A 19,277-nucleotide genomic window follows, 5' to 3' on the forward strand; every position below is an offset into this window, starting at 1 on the left:
GAGCGTCTGGTATGCAGGTCCATAAGTACGACGTCGTCATCGTCGGTGCCGGTGGCGCCGGGATGCGCGCCGCGATCGAATCCGGTCAGCGTGCGCGAACAGCAGTACTGACCAAGCTCTACCCCACCCGCTCCCACACGGGTGCGGCCCAGGGCGGGATGTGTGCAGCCCTGGCCAACGTCGAAGAGGACAACTGGGAATGGCACACCTTCGACACCATCAAGGGCGGCGACTACCTGGTTGACCAGGACGCCGCCGAAGTCATGGCCAAAGAAGCCATCGACGCCGTGCTGGACCTCGAGAAGATGGGTCTGCCGTTCAACCGCACGCCCGAGGGCCGGATCGACCAGCGCCGCTTCGGCGGCCACACCCGCGACCACGGTAAGGCTCCGGTCCGCCGGGCCTGCTACGCGGCCGACCGCACGGGCCACATGATCCTGCAGACGCTGTACCAAAACTGCGTCAAACACAATGTCGAGTTCTACAACGAGTACTACGTCCTGGACCTGCTCACCGTCGAAGAGGACGCAGTGCGCGAGGACGGCACGCCGTACAAGCAGAAGCGCGTGGCCGGCGTCGTCTCCTACGACCTCGCCTCCGGCGAGCTGCATGTTTTCCAGGCCAAGTCCGTGGTGTTCGCCTCCGGCGGCGCCGGCAAGGTCTTCAAGACCACGTCCAACGCCCACACCCTCACGGGCGACGGCATGGGTATCGCCTTCCGCCGCGGCATTCCGCTGGAGGACATGGAGTTCTTCCAGTTCCACCCGACCGGCCTTGCCGGGCTGGGCATCCTGCTTTCCGAGGCCGCACGAGGCGAGGGCGCCATCCTGCGAAACTCCGAAGGCGAGCGCTTCATGGAGCGCTATGCCCCGACCATCAAGGACCTTGCCCCCCGCGACATCGTGGCCCGCTCCATGGCCAACGAAGTCCGCGAAGGCCGCGGCTGCGGGCCGAACAAGGACTACGTCCTCCTCGACCTGACGCACCTTGAGCCTGCCCACATCGACGCCAAGCTGCCGGACATCACCGAGTTCGCCCGCACCTACCTCGGCGTGGAGCCCTACACGGAGCCGGTTCCGGTCTTCCCGACAGCCCACTACGCCATGGGCGGCATCCCCACGAACATCAACACCGAGGTGCTCCAGGACAACGACACCGTGGTTCCGGGCCTCTACGCCGCCGGTGAGGTGGCCTGCGTTTCGGTCCACGGCTCCAACCGCCTTGGCACCAACTCGCTGCTGGACATCAACGTCTTCGGCAAGCGTGCCGGCATCGCCGCGGCAGAGTACGCCAAGACGGCCGACTTCGTGGAACTCCCGGAGGATCCGGAGGCCTACACAATTGAGCTCCTCAACATCGCCCGCAACGGCACAGGTGACGAAAAGGTGGCCCAGATCCGCAAGGAACTGCAGGACACCATGGACGCCAACATGCAGGTGTTCCGCACGGCTGACACGCTCAACCAGGTCCTCAAGGACATCGAGTCCTTCGAGGAGCGGTACAAGCGCATCAATGTTCAGGACAAGGGCAAGCGCTTCAACCTTGACCTGCTGGAGGCCGTCGAGCTCGGGTTCCTGCTGGAACTGGCACGGGTCATGACGGTCGCGGCCCTGCACCGCGAGGAATCCCGCGGCGGCCACTTCCGCGAGGACTTCCCGGACCGCGACGACGAAAAATTCATGAAGCATTCCATGGCGTACAAAGAAGACCACGCACCGGCCGACGGTTCCGCGGAGGAGGCAATCGCCGGTGTTCGGCTTGCCACCAAGCCGGTTGTCTTTACGCGCTACGAGCCGATGGTGAGGAAGTACTAAAATGTCCGCTGAACTTGCTGAGCCAGCCTCCAAGATCGAACTGCCCGCGGGCGTCGGCGGCGGCGGGGAAATCCCCACGTTCGACATCACGCTCCGTGTGCGCCGCTACGACCCCGAGGTTTCCGCAGAAGCCCGCTGGGACGACTTCAAGCTGACCATGTACGGCACGGACCGCGTGCTGGATGCCCTGCACAAGATCAAGTGGGAAGTGGACGGCAGCGTCTCCTTCCGCCGGTCCTGCGCGCACGGTGTCTGCGGCTCCGACGCCATGCGCATCAACGGCCGGAACCGCCTTGCCTGCAAGACGCTGCTGAAGGACCTCGACACGTCCAAGCCCATCACTGTTGAACCCATCAAGGGCCTGCCGGTGGAGAAGGACCTGATCGTGGACATGGAGCCGTTCTTCCAGTCCTTCCGCGAAGTCATGCCGTTCCTGATCAACAAGGGCCACGAGCCCACCAAGGAACGTCTGCAGTCCGCGGAAGACCGTGAGCGTTTCGATGACACCACCAAGTGCATCCTGTGCGCTGCGTGCACTTCGTCCTGCCCGGTGTTCTGGACCGACGGCCAGTACTTCGGCCCGGCCGCCATCGTGAATGCCCACCGCTTCATCTTCGACTCCCGTGATGATGCCGGCGACATGCGACTGGAAATCCTGAACGACAAGGAGGGCGTGTGGCGCTGCCGCACCACCTTCAACTGCTCCGAAGCCTGCCCGCGCGGCATCCAGGTCACGCAGGCGATTGCCGAAGTCAAACAGGCAATTCTCTCCCGCAAGATCTAATGCCCGCTTACCAGCGGATGTAACAGGCAACGAATGTAACAGCCGACGGCGTCACTCACCGCGTACGGGAACGTACAGTGAGCGGCGCCGTCGTCGTATTTCCAGCAAGCCACCGGCCCTAACGAAAGGGGACGCCGTGTCCCGCTCCGAAAAAGTCAGTTTCGAAGGTTCCACCGGCGAATTGCTCTCCGGCATCATCGACATGCCGGAAGGCCCGGTGAAGGGCTGGGGTGTGTTCTCGCACGGGTTCACCCTGGGCAAGGACAGCCCGTCCGCGTCCCGGATGTGCAAAGCGCTGGCGGATAACGGCGTGGGCATGCTGCGTTTCGACAACCTGGGGCTCGGCGATTCCGCCGGGTTTTGGTCCGAGGGCTCGTTCAGCCACAAGGTGGCGGACACGGTCAAGGCGGCCGAGTTCATGCGCGCCGAGGGGAAGCCGATTTCCCTGCTGGTGGGGCACTCCTTCGGCGGCGCCGCCGTGCTCGCTGCAGCCTCAGAGATTCCGGAGCTCGACGCCGTTGCCACCGTCGCCGCCCCATTTTCACCCAAGCACGTGGCGCATGTCTTCGACGCCGCCCTGGATAAGATCCTGAGCGAAGGCAGCGCGGAGGTTGACCTCGGCGGCAAGCGCGTGGAGATTCGACGGCACTTCGTCGAAGATCTCGAGAACGCCGACCTCACCGACTGCATCAAGCGGCTGCACAAGCCCCTGATGGTGCTGCACTCCCCCACCGATAACACCGTCGGCATCGAGAATGCCAGCAGCATCTTCCAGACCGCCCGCCACCCGCGGAACTTCGTGTCCCTCGAAGGCAGCGACCACCTGCTGACCGGCAAGGGCCAAGCGGCCAGGGCCGCGAAGATTATCGCGGCGTGGGCCGATCAGTACCTCGACGCCGGGCGATGACCCCAGCCGGGCGGGGACGTTCGACAGTGTGGTGATTCTCGACCGGCGTTTTCCCGGGCTGCACCTGCCGTGGTCCCCAGCCGGTGGTTTTCGCTGCCGGAGCCGCAGTCTTCAGGTCCTCCTCGCGGATGGCAGACCAGGCCGCGGCTACGAGATATACCTGGCTCACCAGGTAAAACCAGATGAGCAGCCCGATGATGATGGCGAACGGGGCCAGGATGGGGTTGCGTCCCGCGCCGGCCAACAGTTCGGTGCTGAACACCTGCAGGACTGTCGTGCCCATGCCAGCCAGGATGGTTCCCTCGAGCAACGCCCGGCGGGACAGTTTCAGTTCCGCTGCCAGGCGGAACATAATCAGCGCTGTGACCCAGTTGAGGAGCAGCGGCACGGCAATCTTGACCACGCCTGCCACGGGACTGGCAACAGCCGGGTCGAGCCTGAGGAGCCCGATGAGCCAATTGGCGGCCGTTCCGAATACAAGGGACGCTCCGGAACTGATCACCAGGGCAACGCCAAGCAGCAGCAAAGTACCGGCGTCGTGCAGTTTCAGAACCACGGGGTTGAGCTGCAGCGGAGCCAGCATCATGACGCCGCGCAGGCCGTCGCGAATACCGTTGATCCAGCGCAATGAGGTGATGACGGTGATGATGGCGGCGATTACCGCCGTCCACCCCAGCCCCTCGGGGTTCAGGAGGTCCCTGGGGTCAACCAGGCCCCGGCCGCCGTTAACCTTGAGCAGACCGGGCGCGCTTTCTGCCACGGTCGCGATGATGCGGTCGAGGAGTGCGGGCTGGCCGCGGAGCACGAGGCCTGCGATGGAGAACCCTGTTGCCAGCAGGCCAGTAATGGAAAAGAACATGTTGAAGCCGATGCCGGCGCTCATCAGCGGGCCGTGTTGGAGGTTGTAGTGCTGCCATGCGCGCATGGGCCGCAAGGCGTTCAGCCGGGCGAGCAACCACTGGAACATGGCCATGAGTTGGGGCACCGGGCCCTTGCCGGATCTGCGGGCCTTGCCCCACTCCACTTTCTTGCGGATGACCTCCAGCTTCAGGCGGGCATGCTCAGTGGGAAGTGGTGGCCCCGCCAGCTTCGGCTGCTCGGAGCTGCTCCCGTTCGTCGTCAGGTTCGGTACCAAAGTCAAGCTCTTCCCGTAGCTGCCAAATGCCGTCAGCATCGTGCTCGTAAAGTCCCATGCTAACCACGGGGAAGGTTGCTCTGTAGTCTTTCAGGACCGTTTCGGCCTCATCCAGGCTTTCCGGGGCAACGTCGTGCGCTACGGTCACGTGGGGGTGGTAGGCGAACGGCAGCTCGCGTTCCAAGGGGCCGGTCTGCAGTTTTTCGTGCAGCTCGACGCACTCCTCGAACCCTTCCTCCACGTTGATGAAGACCACCGGGGAAACCGGCCGGAACGAGCCGGTCCCGGCGATGGTGACCATGAAGGGTGATTGCGTGCGCGCCACTTCACGCACGTGGTTCCGTGCGGCCTCCCAGTCCTGGGTGGGTGTGGTGGTGACGAGGGTAATGTGCGCGGGAATGACCGTGGCCATGGGGTCCCCAAAGGACGCCCTCCACCGCTGCAGTTCCTCTGCGATTCCAGGCGGGAAGCCCAGAATGACCCCAAGGCTCATCCCGTCGCTGGCGTCGCTGTTGGCAGGCTTCGGAACGGGCATCGGCTTAGCGGGCCCCAGCGTATGGAAGGAAGCCGGTCTTGGCGTAGACGTCCTTGAGGGTGGCCGAGGCAATTTCGCGGGCCTTGTCCGCCCCGTGTGCCAGGAGTCGGTCCAGCTCTGCCGGGTCTGCGAGCAGTTCGTTGGCGCGGTTGCGGATAGGCGTCAGGCGCTCTGTCACGACTTCGGCCAAGTCCACTTTAAGGTGGCCGTACATTTTCCCTTCATAGGCCGCCACGAGCTGCTCCACGCTCTGGCCGGTGATGACCGAGTAGATGGTCAGCAGGTTGGAAACGCCCGGCTTGGTTTCGCGGTCGAAACGGATCTCGGTTTCGGCATCGGTCACGGCGGACTTGATCCGCTTCGCCGTGACCTTGGGCTCGTCGAGCAGGTTGATCAGGCCGGCCGGCGATTCAGCGGACTTGGACATCTTGGAGGTGGGCTGCTGTAGATCGTAGATCTTGGCAGACTCCTTCTGGATGAAGGGCTTGGGTACCGTGAAGGTCTGGCCGAAGCGGGTGTTGAAGCGGGTTGCGAGATCGCGGCTGAGTTCCACGTGCTGGCGCTGGTCCTCGCCGACGGGGACACCGTGCGGCTGGTACAGCAGGATGTCCGCGGCCTGCAGGATGGGGTAGGTAAACAGACCGACGCTGGCGTGGTCCGAGCCCTGCCTCAGTGCCTTGTCCTTGAACTGCGTCATGCGGGAGGCCTCGCCGAAGCCCGTGATGCAGTTCAGGATCCATGCCAGCTGCGCGTGCTCGGGCACCTGGGACTGGACGAACAGGGTGCACTTGTCCACGTCCACTCCGCCGGCGATGTACTGGGCGGCCGTGACGCGGGTGCGGTGCGCCAGTTCGGCCGGGTCCTGCGGAACGGTGATGGCGTGCAGATCCGGGATGAAGAAGATGGCGTCGTACTCTTCCTGCATCCTCACCCAGTTGACGAGGGCGCCCAGATAGTTGCCGAGGTGCAGCGAGTCCGCGGAAGGCTGCATCCCCGACAGGATGCGGTGGCGGATTCCGCTGTCCTGCCCGGTCCCGGTCTCCTGTTGGAGACTGGCAGCGGTATCAGGCTCTTCGGAGGCTGCGGAATCGGTCACGATGGGGGTGGAGGTCATTCTGTCGGAGGCCTTAAGACTAGAGCCGGTAGTCCACTACCAGCGGTGCATGGTCAGAGAAACGGGTGTCCCACGAGGGCGCCCGGTCCACGACCGCCGAAACAGCTGCGGCGGCGAGGGCGGGGGTGGCCAGGTGGTAATCGATGCGCCAGCCAGAGTCGTTGTCAAAGGCCTGGCCGCGCTGGGACCACCAGGTGTAGGGGCCGTTGACGTTGCCCGCCAGGCCCCTGTGGACATCCTTCCAGCCGATTTCCTCGCCGAAGAAGCGGTCGAAGTAGGCGCGCTCCTCGGGCAGGAAGCCGGCACGTTTGACGTTGCCCTTCCAGTTCTTGATGTCCAGCTCGGTGTGGCCGACATTCAGGTCACCGGTGACCAGGGCATGGTCACTGTGCTTGGACAGTTCGGGCAGGCGCGTGGTCATGACGTCCAGGAAACGGTACTTGTCCACCTGCTTGGGTGTCCCGACGTCACCGGAGTGCACGTAGGCGCTCACCACGGTGAGCTGTGAGGCATTGCCCGCAGCGTCCCGGAGCCGGAAGTCCGCCTCAACCCAACGGCCCGCGGTGGCGAAGTAGTCGTCACCGATGTGGGCGCGGGTCACGAGGGGCTCCTCGCGGGATGCGATGGCGACGCCGGCGCGGCCCTTGGCCTCCGCCTCGGCGTGCAGGATGTGCCACCCGTCGCCCAGCAGCTTCCGGACAATCGCGTCCGGGGCACGGACTTCCTGCAGGGTGAGGATGTCCACCTCACGGTCCGCCAGCCACTCCGCCATGCCCTTCTTGTAGGCAGCCCGAAGGCCGTTGACGTTGACTGTTGCGATGCGAAGGTGGTCCTTCTTCAATGCCGAGCTCACCCGCTCCACTCTAGTCGATGATGGTTCCGGTCACCGGCTCACCCGAGCCGCCGGAGGACTTGATCATGTCCCTGGCGTTGGTAGCCGTAATTTCGATGGTCTCCAGGGCACGGCGGATCGTGTCCTGGTCCGCGGCGGCACCCTTGGCCCGCTCCTGCTCCACGACCCGGACCTGCACCTGAACGATCTTGAAGGAATGGTCGAGCTTCATGTCGCGGATTTCCTCGGCTTCGCCGCGTTCCCGCACGAGGCGCGTTCCGCCCTGGTCGGCTGAACCGCGGGAAGGCGCACGGCCGGCTGCCGCGTTGAAGGCATTCTGCGCTTCGTTCAGCTTCGCTCCGGCCTTCTTGGCTGCCTTCTGAATGCTGAACACCACGAACGATGCCAGCAGGAGCCAGAACAGTGCGATGACGGCCACGACCCAGCCCACGACGTCGTTCTGGTTGGCCGCGAAGATGACGGCCACCAGGAAGGCCGTGATCAGGACGAGGAGGCCGGGACCGCTGATGCGGAACATGGAGAATCCGCCCCTGCCCGGCTGTGAGGAAGATTTGGAGCTGCCCAGAGATTGCATGGTGCCATTGTCTCAAACCTGCGGGCGTGGTCAGGAATGCGTCCCCCAGAGGCGAACAGCTATTTCAGGAACAGGCTCCGGAGCCGGCCGGTGGTGAGCATTAGCCCCAGCACGATCATCACCAGGTAATAGCCGATGTGGATGGCTGTCGCCGGGGTGAAGGCTCCCGCGCTGATCTGGCGCAGCAGCTCCACGCCGTGCCACAGCGGCATCGCCTGGATCAGCCACTGGATGTACTCCGGGTAGACGCTCAGCGGATAGAACGTGGCGCTGAACAGGAACATGGGCAGCATGATGAAGTTGATCCAGTCCATCTGCTGGAAGGTCTTCATGAAGCTGGTGATGCCCATGCCGAAGCTAGCGAAGCCGAAGGCGATGAGGACCGAGGCCGGGATCGTGAGCAACGCCCACGGCGTCGTTATGAGTCCCAGGAGGCCCATTACGGCCGTGAAGCCGGTGGCATACAGGAGTCCGCGCAGGAGGGCGAGGAAGATCTCCCCCGCCGCCACGTCCAGCGGGCCCAGTGACGTGTAGAGCATCCCCTGGTAGAGCTTGGCGAAGTTCATCTTGAAGAAGACGTTCCAGGTGGAGTCGTATACGGCGCCGTTCATGGCCGACACCGCCAGCAGTGCCGGCGCGATGTAGGCGGCATAGGTGATTTCCTGGCCGCCCGGCCCCTGGACTGTGCCCACCACCGCGCCCATTCCGATGCCCATAGACAGCAGGAACAACACGGGCTCGAAGAACCCGGAAAGCATGACCAGCCAGTTGCTGCTCTTGGTGGCCATCAGCCCCCGGCCGATCACAGCCCTGGCGTTGCGCGAGTACAGCGGTCCGAAGCGCCTGTTGCGTGCCTCCTCGGTGACACTGTGGCCCTGGGTCAGGACTGTCATTGCCCCATCCTGCTCACGAATTGGCGCTTGGTGAGCACCCAGCCAAACCAGGCGAGCCCCAGCAGGAAAGCGACGTGGATGATGGTCAGCACGGGGGATTCGTCGTAGCCGTAGCTCAGGACCCGGCCGAGTTCCGTCCCGTGCCAGATGGGCGAAATCCAGCCAACCCAGCGAACCACCAACGGCAGCGTGTCCAGCGGGAAGAACGTCCCGGAAAAGAGGAACAGCGGCATCACGATGAACCGCATGACCATGGCGAACTGGCCTTTGTCGTCCTTGATGGTGGCGGCGTATGCCATCAGCGGGAGCCCGAAGGACAGTCCCGCCAAGGTGGCCACCAGGATGGAGATCCACCCCCAGCCGCTGGGCGAGGCACCGAACAGCGCCACGATCGCAAAGTAGATAACGGACTGCGCGAAGAAGCGCACCGTTACGGCAATGATCTGGCCGGCAGCGATCTGCTCGGGCGTCAGCGGTGAGGCATGGGGCCCGTAGTAGACCCGGCGCCATTTGAAGCCGTCCATCACCGGGAAGGTAAATTCGGTGGCCGCCGTCATGACGGCGGCCGAGATGAGCAGCGCCGGAGCGATGTACACGAGGTAGCTGACCCCGCCAAAGGCTCCCGCCGCGTTGGCTTCCACGAGGGTGGCCAGGCCAACGCCCATCGCGAACAGGTAGGCAGCCGGCTGGCCCACGCTGTATAGGAAGATGGACCAGCCGTAGCCCTTCATCACGCGCAGGACCTGCTCGGCGAAATAGAAGGCGCCCCACCGCCGCGCCCTGGCGGCAGAGACCTCCGGGGAGTGGGCACGCAAAGTTGGCCTCGCCGTCGGACGCCCCGTGGCGACTTCCATGGCGGGGTCCTTTCGTGAAAGCGGCTCAGTCAACGAGGCTCCTGCCCGTGAGCCGGAGGAAGACATCCTCGAGAGAGGACCGGCGCACCAGCGAGGTAAGCGGGCGCAGGCCGCGGGCGGAGACTTCCTCCAGGGCCGCCTCGCCGTCCTGCGTGTAGATGAGGACACGGTCCGGAAGGGTCTCCAGCCGCTCGCCGATTCCTTCGAGCTCCGCGCCGATGCTGGCATTCCGCTCCGAGCCGAAGCGCAGTTCCAGGACCTCCCGGGTGGAATGGCTGCGGATCAGGCTGGCCGGCGAGCCCTCTGCCATGATCCGGCCCTTGTCCACCACGATGAGGCGGTCGCAGAGCTGCTCGGCCTCGTCCATGTAGTGCGTGGTGAGGATCAGCGTGACGCCCTGTTCCTTGAGCCGGAACAGGCGGTCCCAGAGGATGTGCCGTGCCTGCGGGTCAAGGCCCGTGGTGGGCTCATCGAGGAGCAGGATACGGGGCTCGTTGATAAGAGACCGCGCGATGGTGAGGCGCCGCTTCATGCCGCCAGACAACGCGTCGACCTTGGATTTGGCCTTGTCCGTGAGCTGTGCGAATTCGAGCAGCTCGTCCGCCTTGGGCCGCAGGTAGCTCATCGGCAGCCCAAAGTAGCGCCCGTACACCAGCAGGTTGTCACGGACCCTGAGTTCTTCGTCCAGGTTGTCCTGCTGCGGTACGACGCCCAGGTGCGCACGGACTTCCGGACCGTGCTGTTCCGGGTCAAGGCCCATGATGGTCAGGCTGCCGGAGGTACGCTGGGCCACGCCGCCGATCATCTTCATTGTCGTGGACTTGCCGGCGCCGTTGGGGCCCAGCAGCCCGAAGGACTCCCCCGCAGGAACGCTGAAGGAAATGCCGTCGACGGCGGTGACGTCGCCATAGGTTTTGGTCAGGTTCTCAGCCGCGATGACGAATGGGCGCGGGACAGACCCGGATTCCTCGCTGGACACAGGATTTTCGGACGTTTCTTCAGAAGAGTGGAGTTCGGGCACCCCATCACGCTAATACCCGCCCGGGGCCAAAGGAATAGCTCGGTCTCAAAAAATCCATTCGTTTTCCGAGTTCGCGGCTGAAGTCCGTGAGCAGGCGCTATTGACCCTCGCCGCGCAGGACCTGTAGCCGCTCGCGGTACTCTGACTCGTCAATCTCGCCCCGGGCGTAGCGCTCCCGCAGGACGCTTTCTCCGCCCCGGGCGGTTGCCCACTCGTGGTTCCGGCGCCAGGTGCAGGCGCCAACCACGGTCCAGGTCTGCCAGCGTTTGCCGGCAGCAGCCGAGAACACGATGGCGAGCGCCAGGGACAGGAACACCGTGCCCCACGATCGTCGTCTGCTTAACGGCGTAGGGCACCTACTCCAGCAGGAGTAGGCACCCTACGGTGGTGCTGTTAGGCGAGGCCCGAAAGGCTAGGCCAGGCCTGCCTGGCGTTCGGCGCTTTCCACCACATTGGCCAGCAGCATGGCCCTGGTCATCGGGCCCACGCCGCCGGGGTTCGGGGACAGCCAGGCCGCGACGTCGGCAGCGTCGGGGTGCACGTCTCCGGTGACCACCGCCTTGCCGGTACCGTCGTCCACGCGGCTGACGCCGACGTCGAGCACTATGGCGCCAGGCTTCAGGTCCTCCGCCTTGATCATGTGCGGCGAGCCCGCCGCGGCGATCACGACGTCGGCCCGCCGGAGTTCGGCGGGCAGGTCAACGGTTCCGGTGTGGGCCAGGACCACGGTGGCGTTGACGTCCTTGCGGGTGAGCAGGAGGCCCACCGGACGGCCGATGGTGACTCCGCGGCCCACCACGAGGACGCGCTTGCCCTTGAGGTCGATGCCGTGGCGTGTCAGCAGCTCCACGCAGCCCTTCGGTGTGCAGGGCAGCGGGGATTTCATGGGTCCGCTGATGTTGGCCACGAGCCGGCCCAGGTTCATCGGGTGCAGGCCGTCGGCGTCCTTGTCGGGATCCATGGCCTCCAGGATGACGTCCTGGTCAATGTGCTTGGGCAGCGGCAGCTGGACGATGTAGCCGGTGCACTCCGGGTTCCCGTTCAGCTCGCGGACCACGGCCAGGAGCTCGTCCTGGGTGGTTTCCTCGGGCAGGTCTCGGCGGATGGAGTTGATGCCCACCTCGGCGCAGTCCTTGTGCTTGCCGCCCACGTACCAGACACTGCCTGGATCGGAGCCGACGAGGATGGTGCCCAGTCCCGGTGTGACGCCCTTGGCCTTGAGTGCGGCCACGCGTTCGGTCAGCTCGGCCTTGATGGCAGCGGCGGTGGCCCTGCCGTCAAGGACCTGTGCGGTTTTCGTGGTGTCAGCGGTCATGGGTTACCACTGCTCGTGCTGCGGGTACAGCGGGAAGTCGGCGGCGAGCTTGTCCACGCGTGCCTGCAGGGCCTCCACATCGGTGCCGGAGCCGGCCTTCAGCGCGGTGGCGATGATCTCGGCAACTTCGGTGAATTCCTGGGCACCAAAGCCGCGGGTTGCCAGCGCCGGGGTGCCGATGCGCAAGCCCGACGTGACCATCGGCGGGCGGGGGTCGAACGGCACGGCGTTGCGGTTGACGGTAATGCCCACGGAGTGCAGGAGGTCTTCGGCCTGCTGGCCGTCCAGCTGGGAGTTGCGCAGATCCACCAGGACCAGGTGCACGTCGGTGCCGCCGGTCAGGACCGAGACGCCGGCCTCGGCGACGTCGGACTGGTTAAGGCGGTCGGCGATGATCTTGGCGCCCTCGAGGACGCGCTCCTGGCGCTCCTTGAACTCGGCGCTGCCGGCGATCTTGAAGGCCACGGCCTTTGCTGCAATGACGTGCATGAGCGGCCCGCCCTGCTGGCCGGGGAAGACGTTGGAGTTGAGCTTCTTGGCCCACTCCTGCTTGGCCAGGATCACACCGGAGCGCGGGCCGGCGAGGGTCTTGTGCACGGTGGAGGTGACGACGTCGGAGTGCGGCACCGGGCTCGGGTGCAGTCCTGCGGCCACGAGGCCGGCGAAGTGCGCCATGTCCGTCCACAGCAGCGCACCGACTTCGTCGGCAATGGAGCGGAAGGCGGCGAAGTCCAGGTGGCGCGGGTACGCGGACCAGCCGGCGATGATGACCTGCGGCTTTTCGGCGATGGCCTGCTCGCGCAGCTTGTCCATGTCGATGCGGAAGTTGTTCTCTTCAACCTGGTAGGCAGCCACGTTGTAGAGCTTGCCGGAGAAGTTCAGCTTCATGCCGTGCGTCAGGTGGCCGCCGTGCGCCAAGGACAGGCCCAGGATCTTGTCGCCCGGGGTGATCATGGCGGAGAGTGCTGCAGCGTTGGCCTGCGCGCCGGAGTGCGGCTGGACGTTGGCGTATTCGGCGCCGAACAGGTTCTTCACGCGGTCGATCGCCAGCTGCTCGGCAACATCGACGTATTCGCAGCCGCCGTAGTAGCGGCGTCCCGGGTAGCCCTCGGCGTACTTGTTGGTCAGGACGGAGCCCTGGGCTTCCATCACGGCGCGCGGCGCGAAGTTTTCGGAGGCGATCATTTCCAGGGTGCCGCGCTGGCGGCCCAGCTCCTGGTCCAGAACTGCGGCGATCTCGGGGTCGAGTTCAGCCAGCGGCTGGTTGCTAACGGTGGCGGAAGTGCTGACGGAAGTCGGTGAAGTAGTCACGAAGAACTCCTGGCTAGGGATGGGCACTGCTAAGGTCAGGCTACCGGCTGGGGCGCAGCTCCGCCCCTGGATGACAGTTCCGGGCAGTCCCAGAACTCCTCCGTGCGGGGCGCACAGTGCACCCGGGAGACGGCGCATCTCAGGAAGTGCAGTGCTCAACCGGCAAAACATGACCCTCGGCCCAGGCGTACGATCCGTGGTCTTCGTGATTGCCGCTCCCTGGTGGTTAGCCACCCAACGCCAGTTGCGACCCCACCAGACTACCAAAAGCCGGCCCTCGGCGCGGGTAGGCTGTTCTTCGTGATTGAAGACCAGCCCGTCAAAGCGTACGTAATTACCCTGTCCTGCCCGGACCGCCCCGGAATTGTCCATGCCGTGGCCGGCGCCCTGCTCGTAGCGGGCTGCAATATTACGGATTCCCAGCAGTACGGCAGCCAGTCCACCGGAACCTTTTTCATGCGTGTTGAGGCGACCACGTCCGCCGCCCGGGCCGAGGTCCAGGCTGCCCTGGAGCCCGTCGCTGAGGCCTTCGGCATGCAGTGGAGCCTGCATCCGGTGGGCCAGAAGGTCCGCACCCTGCTCATGGCCAGCAAATCCGCGCACTGCCTGAACGACCTGCTGTTCCTGCAGCGCTCCGGCACCCTGCCCATCGAGGTTCCGGCCATCGTCTCCAACCACAATGACCTGGCCGGGCTAGCAGAGTTCTACGGGATCCCGTTCCACTACATTCCCGTGACGCCCGAGACCAAGGCCCAGGCCGAGGACCAACTGCGGAAGATCATCGCGGAGGAAGGCATTGAGCTGACCGTCCTGGCCCGATACATGCAGATCATTTCGGACGATCTGTGCAGGGAGCTGACCGGCAAGGCCATCAACATCCACCACTCCTTCCTGCCGTCCTTCAAGGGCGCCAAGCCCTACCACCAGGCCCATGCCCGCGGTGTGAAGCTGATCGGCGCCACGGCGCACTACGTCACCGCAGCGCTGGATGAGGGGCCCATCATTGAGCAGGAAGTGATCCGCGTGGACCACGCCCGCACCCCGGAGCAGTTCGTGCAGATGGGCCGCGACGTTGAAGGCAGGACGCTCGCCCAGGCGGTGCAGTGGCACGCCGAGCACAGGGTGCTCCTGGACGGCAACCGGACCGTGGTTTTCAACTAGAGTCCGCATAACCAGGATCCGGGGAACAGGACGTGGCGCCGGCCGGGGACGACCCCGCTCCGCAGGACAGCGGCGAGGACAGGCTGGCCGCGTTCTACAACCAGCGCGCGGTCCTGCACCCCGAGCATCCGCTAACGCCACAACGTGCTGAGCATCGGGAGCGATTCATCGCCCGGCTGAAGGCTGAGGGCCGGCACGCCCTGCTGGAAATCGGCACGGGTTCAGGGCTCGACGGGCTGAGGTTCGTCCAGGCGGGTATCCGGTACACCGGCGTTGACCTGTCCGAAGAGCACGTGCGGATCGCCACAGCCAGGGGCCTGGACGTCTCGGTTGCCAGCGCCCGGAACCTTCCCTTCGCCGACGGCGTGTTCCCTGCACTGTGGAGCATGAGCACGCTGCTGCACATCCCCAACCGGGACATCGACGACGTCGTCCGTGAACTCCTGCGGGTGGCCGCGCCCGGTGCGCCGATCGCCGTCGGCGTTTGGTCCGGGGAGGACGAAGAGGTGTTGAACCCTGAAGACCAGATCCGGCCGCCGCGCTTTTTCAGCCGCCGAAGCGACGCCGCGCTGCGGCAGATCTTCGGCCGGCACGGCGAGATTGAGGAATTTGTGACGTGGCCGGAAGGCGCCGGCGCCGAGTCCGGCCCTGGCGCCGGCCACTGGACGCAGCATTACCAGTTCCTGATCCTCCGGGCTCCGCGGCCCAGCTAGGTTGTTGCGGGCGCGGACTGACAGCAGCGGCCTGCGGTTCCCAGCGGCAGAGTTTTAACTGAGACTGGTTAACACGATGCCTCTGCTCACCGATACTGCGCTGGAGCCCTTCATCGCCCTGCTCAAGTCCCAGGGGCGGCACGCCGTCCTGGATGTGTGCTGCGGCCCTGGCGACGACGGCCTCAGGTTTGTCCAGGCCGGGATCCACTACACGGGCGTTGACCCCTACGACGGGAACGTCCGCTATGCCGTCGCCCGCCGCCTCAGCGTTTCGGTGGCGGAGCCCGCACGCCTGCCCTTCGCGGACAACACCTTCCCGGCTGTCTGGGCCGTCGAGTCACTGGCTGGCCTCACGGCGGAGCAGGCGGACGACGTCGTGCGGGAGCTTGAGCGGGTGGCGGAACCGGGCGCGCCGATCGCCGTCGCGCTCCCCTGAGATCGGCCGTCACCGCTGTGTCTTAGGCTGGGGGCATGGCTCCCATCTTCCCTTTCGCCGGCGACACGCCGGACATCCACCCCTCCGTCTTCGTTGCGCCGACGGCGTCCATCATCGGCCGCGCCACGCTCGCCGAGGACGCCAGCGCATTCTACGGCGTCTCCGTGCGGGCGGATACGGCCGCTATCAGTGTCGGCACTGGCAGCAACCTGCAGGACAACGTGGTGCTGCACGCCGACCCGGGATTTCCCTGCAGCGTCGGGGCGCGGGTCAGCGTCGGGCACAGTGCGGTGGTTCACGGCTGCACCGTTGAGGACGACTGCCTCATCGGAATGAGCGCCACGATCCTCAACGGTGCGGTGATCGGCGCCGGCTCGCTCGTGGCGGCCGGCGCCGTGGTGCTGGAAGGCACCGTGGTTCCGCCGCGCTCCCTCGTGGCCGGGGTCCCCGCCAAGGTGCGCCGGGAACTCACTGATGAGGAGTTCGACGGCGTGAAGCGCAACGCGGCACACTACCGTGACCTCGCGCAGGCGCACCGCGAGGTCCACGCGGGCTGACCGCTGACGGCTAGTCGAGGCTGATCGGCCCGAGTGTGTCCAGGACGTCACCCGGGCCCGGGTTCGCGGCGGACGATGAACCGCCGAGGTGGTTCACGACGCCCCAGACGGCGTTGAGTCCGGTGGTCACGGCACCCTCGGCCCAGCCCGCGGTGAACGAGATGTCGTCGCCGGCCAGGAAGATTCCGCGCTGCGCTTCCGGCAGTTTGTCCTGCTTGAAGTGGGTGAAAAGCCGCTGCTGGTAGCGGTAGTGCCCGGGCAGGTTCGCCTTGAACGCGCCCATGAAGTTGGGATCCGCTTCCCACGAAACGGTGATGGGCTGTCCCACGATGTGGCTGGCAATGTCGACGGTGGGATAAATCTGTTCCAGCGAGTGCAGCATCAGTTCAACCCGCTGGTCCGCGTCGAGGGCCAGCCACTTCAGCGCGTCGTCGTTCCAGGTGTAGGACAGCAGGATCACGGCGGGCTTGTCCGGGCCGTTGTCCAGCAGGTAGGTGGCGCGGTTCAGCCGGTCCGTCAGTGTCATGGACATGGTTTCGCGGCCGGTGGCGGGATCGATGTCCTTCCAGAACGGCCGGTCCACCATCACGAACGTCTTGGACGACTGCATGTAGTGCGAGCGCTCGATCGCCGTCCACAGTTCGGCGGGGAACAGCGCCTCTTCGGTGTGGATGCGCGTGGACAGCAGCCACGACTGGCACGTGGTCACTACGGCCGGGTAAGCCGATTCGCGCCCCCACCGCTCGCGGATGCGCAGATCGCCGTTCGCGTCGCGGCTGATCCGCTCCACGGCTCCACGCGGGGAGCCGGCGTGCAGTGACGCCAGGGACGTCCCTTCCGGCCAGTGGGCCATGCCCGACGGCGCATGGTGCCAGAGTGCCTCGGGAAGCCTTTGCGCTCCCCCGGCAATGAGGCGGTGCTGGTCGTCGGCGTCGGTATAGACGACGCGCAGGATTTCCAGGATGGAGTTGGGGAAGTCCGTGTCCCAGCCGCCTGTGCCGAAGCCCACCTGGCCGAAGGCCTCGCGGTGGGCGAAGCCCGCTTTCCGGAACGACTCGCTCGCGGCGATGAAGCCGTAGAAGGTCTGCTCGTCCAGCAGCGGCAGGAGCTCGTTCCAGAGTTCCTTGATCCGGGCCGTGTCGCGCGCCCGGATGGCGTCCTGCATCTCCCTGAACGCGGCGCCGTCGTTGACGGCCGCTTTCCAGGCCTCGGCCACCTCCCGGAAGAACGGCGGCAGGTCCGCCGCGGTGCTTGCGTAGTGCTTCTGCCCGGCAAGTTCGATCACGGTGCTGGAAGTGACAGGTGCCAATGGGTTGGGGAAGTCTTGGGTTTCGAGGCCCAGCAGGTCCACGTAGTGGTAAAACGCCTTGCCGGAGACAGGGAAGCGCATGCCGCCAAGGTCCGCCACGACGCCGGGAGCGGAGGGGAAGCCGGCAGTGCGCAGGCGGCCACCGATCTGGTCGGCCTCGTAGACCACGGGGCGCAGCCCCAGCTTCATGAGTTCGTAGGCGGTGACCAGTCCGGAGAGCCCGGCGCCGACAACAGCCACTTCAGTGCCGTAGAGCTCAGGCGGTACAGACCCCAGGCCGTCCGGGTGGGCCAGGTAATGGTCGTAGCTGAACGGGAAGTCCGGGTTCAGCATGGTGATGGGTGCCGCGTCCAGCCTCTCGGCGGTGGCCGTCGCGGCGCCGGACGGGGCGAAGGTTGCCGTGCTCGAGGGATCGGAAGCCGGCAGCTCGGTGGCGGTTGTCATGGAAGCTCTGCCTTCATGGATTCAGGGTTTGACGGGGTGCTCGAAAGTTCGCGGCTGGACAATTCACGGTATTCCTCGTGAGTCAGGGAAGCCACCCTTGAATTGCGGCGGCCATAGCCGAAGTATGCCGCGAGCCCAACCAACATCCAGATGCCGAAGGTCACCCAGGTGTCCGCCCCGAGGTTCGCCATCAGGTAGGCACACATGAGCGCCCCGAGGATGGGGGTGAGCGGAAATAGCGGGACTGTGAAGGTCCGCTTGAGTTCGGGATGCACGCGGCGGAGGTAGATGACGGCAACGTTCACCAGCGCGAAGGCGAAAAGGGTGCCGATGCTCGTGGCGTCAGCCAGGGCGCCGAGCGGCACCATGCCGGCGGTGACTGCCACGAGGATGCCCACGATCAGGGTGCCGGCAACCGGGGTGCCGGTCCTCGCGGATACCCGGCCGAAGATCCTGGGAATGAGCCCGTCGCGGGCCATGGAGAGAAGGATGCGGGTCTGCCCGTAAAGGACAGTCAGCACGATGCTGGCGATGGCAAGGACTGCGCCGACGGCGAAGACCAGGGCGATCCACGGCTGCCCGGTGGTTTCCTCGAGGATCTTGACCAGTGCTGCTTCATTGCCGTCGAACCAGCCCCAGGGGCGGGCGCCGACCGCGGCCACGGCAACCAGGACGTAGATGGTGGTGACGATCAGCATGGAGAGCATGATGGCCCGAGGCAGGTCCCGCTTGGGGTTGCGTGCTTCCTCACCGGCTGTAGATGCCGCATCGAAGCCGATGTAGGAAAAGAAGACGCTGGAAGCGGCGGCTGAGACACCGGCTGCGCCCATGGGCAGGAGCGGCTCAAAGTTGCCGGCGCTGAAGGCGGTGAAGGCCACTGCGCAGAAGAAGACCAGGATTCCCACCTTGACCACGACGATGGCGGTATTAATCCAGGCGCTTTCCTTGGCGCCGCGCACCAGCAGGATCATGGCGAAGAGCACGATGATCATGGCCGGGATGTTCACGACGCCGCCGTCTCCCGGCGGCTGGGTGATGGCATCGGGCAGGATCTGGCCGAAGACCGCCAGGGACTCGTTCACGTACTGGCCGGCGCCAACTGCCACGGCAGCGACTGACACGGCGTATTCGAGCACGAGGCACCAGCCACAGATCCAGGCCATGCCCTCGCCCAAAGTGGCGTAGCTGTAGGAATAGCTGGAGCCGGCAACGGGAACCAGGCCGGCCATTTCGGCGTACGACACTGCGGACAGCAGTGCGGCGAGTCCAGCGATGGCGAAGGAGATCCAGATGGCCGGCCCGGCCACCGGAACCGATTCCCCGAGGATCACCAGGATGCCGGTTCCCAGTGTCGCACCGACGCTGATCATAGTTAGCTGGAAAACGCCGAAGCTACGGATCAGGCGGGTTCCGCCATGGCCTGTCTCGGCTTCATTGACCATCTGTCCGATCGGCTTGCGGCGCAGCAGCTGCGCGGCCAGGCCGGGCCTTTCGGGCGGCGCGGCTGGCCGCTGTTCTGTGTAGGTTGGCGCAGTCATCGTTGACGT

20 protein-coding genes are annotated in these 19,277 nt (G+C 65.5%); 7 read left to right on the forward strand and 13 right to left on the reverse strand.

Annotated elements, in window-relative coordinates; all coding sequences use genetic code 11:
- The first annotated feature begins 11 nt into the window (after positions 1-11).
- The 3 genes from sdhA (at position 12) to ACIP90_RS07570 (ending at position 3,505) form a co-directional block, all read left to right on the forward strand.
- A complete protein-coding gene (sdhA, locus tag ACIP90_RS07560; RefSeq protein ID WP_400578186.1) occupies positions 12-1,814 on the forward strand; it encodes a succinate dehydrogenase flavoprotein subunit in 1,803 nt (600 codons plus the stop codon).
- Position 1,815: 1 nt separating this feature from the next.
- Positions 1,816-2,598, forward strand: a complete 783-nt coding sequence (locus ACIP90_RS07565) for a succinate dehydrogenase iron-sulfur subunit (RefSeq protein ID WP_400578187.1) — start codon at positions 1,816-1,818, stop codon at positions 2,596-2,598.
- A gap of 136 nt (positions 2,599-2,734) precedes the next feature.
- Positions 2,735-3,505 (forward strand): alpha/beta hydrolase family protein, encoded by a 771-nt coding sequence (locus tag ACIP90_RS07570; RefSeq protein ID WP_400578188.1) that lies wholly within the window; start codon positions 2,735-2,737, stop codon positions 3,503-3,505.
- Here the strand turns inward: ACIP90_RS07570 and ACIP90_RS07575 are convergent.
- The 11 genes from ACIP90_RS07575 to glyA all read right to left on the reverse strand — a co-directional run bounded on the left by ACIP90_RS07575 (position 3,462) and on the right by glyA (position 13,110).
- A complete protein-coding gene (locus tag ACIP90_RS07575; RefSeq protein ID WP_400578331.1) occupies positions 3,462-4,529 on the reverse strand; it encodes a YihY/virulence factor BrkB family protein in 1,068 nt (355 codons plus the stop codon). The genes ACIP90_RS07570 and ACIP90_RS07575 overlap by 44 nt on opposite strands.
- Before the next feature lie 37 nt (positions 4,530-4,566).
- A complete protein-coding gene (locus ACIP90_RS07580) occupies positions 4,567-5,175 on the reverse strand; it encodes a 2'-5' RNA ligase family protein (protein WP_400578190.1) in 609 nt (202 codons plus the stop codon).
- A 4-nt stretch (positions 5,176-5,179) separates the two neighbouring features.
- Positions 5,180-6,289, reverse strand: a complete 1,110-nt coding sequence (trpS, locus tag ACIP90_RS07585; RefSeq protein WP_400578191.1) for a tryptophan--tRNA ligase — start codon at positions 6,287-6,289, stop codon at positions 5,180-5,182.
- Positions 6,290-6,308: 19 nt separating this feature from the next.
- Positions 6,309-7,142 carry an exodeoxyribonuclease III gene (locus ACIP90_RS07590; protein ID WP_400578193.1) on the reverse strand — a complete coding sequence of 278 codons (834 nt, stop codon included), beginning with the start codon at positions 7,140-7,142 and terminating at the stop codon, positions 6,309-6,311.
- A gap of 10 nt (positions 7,143-7,152) precedes the next feature.
- Positions 7,153-7,716, reverse strand: a complete 564-nt coding sequence (locus tag ACIP90_RS07595) for a hypothetical protein (protein WP_400578195.1) — start codon at positions 7,714-7,716, stop codon at positions 7,153-7,155.
- Positions 7,717-7,775: 59 nt separating this feature from the next.
- A complete protein-coding gene (locus tag ACIP90_RS07600; protein WP_400578197.1) occupies positions 7,776-8,609 on the reverse strand; it encodes an ABC transporter permease in 834 nt (277 codons plus the stop codon).
- Positions 8,606-9,463 carry an ABC transporter permease gene (locus ACIP90_RS07605; RefSeq protein WP_400578199.1) on the reverse strand — a complete coding sequence of 286 codons (858 nt, stop codon included), beginning with the start codon at positions 9,461-9,463 and terminating at the stop codon, positions 8,606-8,608. Before ACIP90_RS07605 ends, ACIP90_RS07600 begins: the two co-directional genes overlap by 4 nt.
- 25 nt (positions 9,464-9,488) lie before the next feature.
- Positions 9,489-10,442, reverse strand: a complete 954-nt coding sequence (locus ACIP90_RS07610; RefSeq protein ID WP_400578333.1) for an ABC transporter ATP-binding protein — start codon at positions 10,440-10,442, stop codon at positions 9,489-9,491.
- A gap of 139 nt (positions 10,443-10,581) precedes the next feature.
- Positions 10,582-10,800, reverse strand: a complete 219-nt coding sequence (locus ACIP90_RS07615; RefSeq protein ID WP_400578201.1) for an SHOCT domain-containing protein — start codon at positions 10,798-10,800, stop codon at positions 10,582-10,584.
- A gap of 96 nt (positions 10,801-10,896) precedes the next feature.
- Positions 10,897-11,799, reverse strand: a complete 903-nt coding sequence (locus tag ACIP90_RS07620) for a bifunctional methylenetetrahydrofolate dehydrogenase/methenyltetrahydrofolate cyclohydrolase (protein ID WP_400578203.1) — start codon at positions 11,797-11,799, stop codon at positions 10,897-10,899.
- 3 nt (positions 11,800-11,802) lie between these two features.
- Positions 11,803-13,110, reverse strand: coding sequence for a serine hydroxymethyltransferase (gene glyA / locus ACIP90_RS07625; protein ID WP_400578206.1), 1,308 nt, complete (start codon positions 13,108-13,110; stop codon positions 11,803-11,805).
- A gap of 300 nt (positions 13,111-13,410) precedes the next feature.
- Here glyA and purU point away from each other — a divergent pair, with 300 nt between their 5' ends.
- The 4 genes from purU (at position 13,411) to ACIP90_RS07645 (ending at position 15,977) form a co-directional block, all read left to right on the forward strand.
- A complete protein-coding gene (gene purU / locus ACIP90_RS07630) occupies positions 13,411-14,271 on the forward strand; it encodes a formyltetrahydrofolate deformylase (RefSeq protein WP_400578209.1) in 861 nt (286 codons plus the stop codon).
- Positions 14,272-14,303: 32 nt separating this feature from the next.
- On the forward strand, positions 14,304-14,984 hold the full coding sequence (locus ACIP90_RS07635; RefSeq protein ID WP_400578212.1) for a class I SAM-dependent methyltransferase: 681 nt from the start codon (positions 14,304-14,306) through the stop codon (positions 14,982-14,984).
- A 76-nt stretch (positions 14,985-15,060) separates the two neighbouring features.
- Positions 15,061-15,420: a class I SAM-dependent methyltransferase gene (locus tag ACIP90_RS07640; RefSeq protein WP_400578214.1), complete on the forward strand. Its 360-nt coding sequence runs from the start codon at positions 15,061-15,063 to the stop codon at positions 15,418-15,420.
- A gap of 35 nt (positions 15,421-15,455) precedes the next feature.
- Positions 15,456-15,977, forward strand: coding sequence for a gamma carbonic anhydrase family protein (locus ACIP90_RS07645; protein ID WP_400578217.1), 522 nt, complete (start codon positions 15,456-15,458; stop codon positions 15,975-15,977).
- A gap of 10 nt (positions 15,978-15,987) precedes the next feature.
- On the opposite strand, the gene ACIP90_RS07650 is transcribed toward ACIP90_RS07645, so the two are convergent.
- Entirely contained in the window at positions 15,988-17,730 is a 1,743-nt protein-coding gene (locus ACIP90_RS07650; protein ID WP_400578220.1) for an FAD-dependent oxidoreductase, read from the reverse strand.
- Entirely contained in the window at positions 17,727-19,268 is a 1,542-nt protein-coding gene (locus ACIP90_RS07655) for an amino acid permease (protein WP_400578223.1), read from the reverse strand. Before ACIP90_RS07655 ends, ACIP90_RS07650 begins: the two co-directional genes overlap by 4 nt.
- Positions 19,269-19,277 lie beyond the last annotated feature (9 nt).

Origin of the sequence: Arthrobacter sp. NPDC093139, from assembly GCF_044754165.1 — a bacterium.
In the GTDB taxonomy this organism is placed as follows: Bacteria; Actinomycetota; Actinomycetes; order Actinomycetales; family Micrococcaceae; genus Arthrobacter.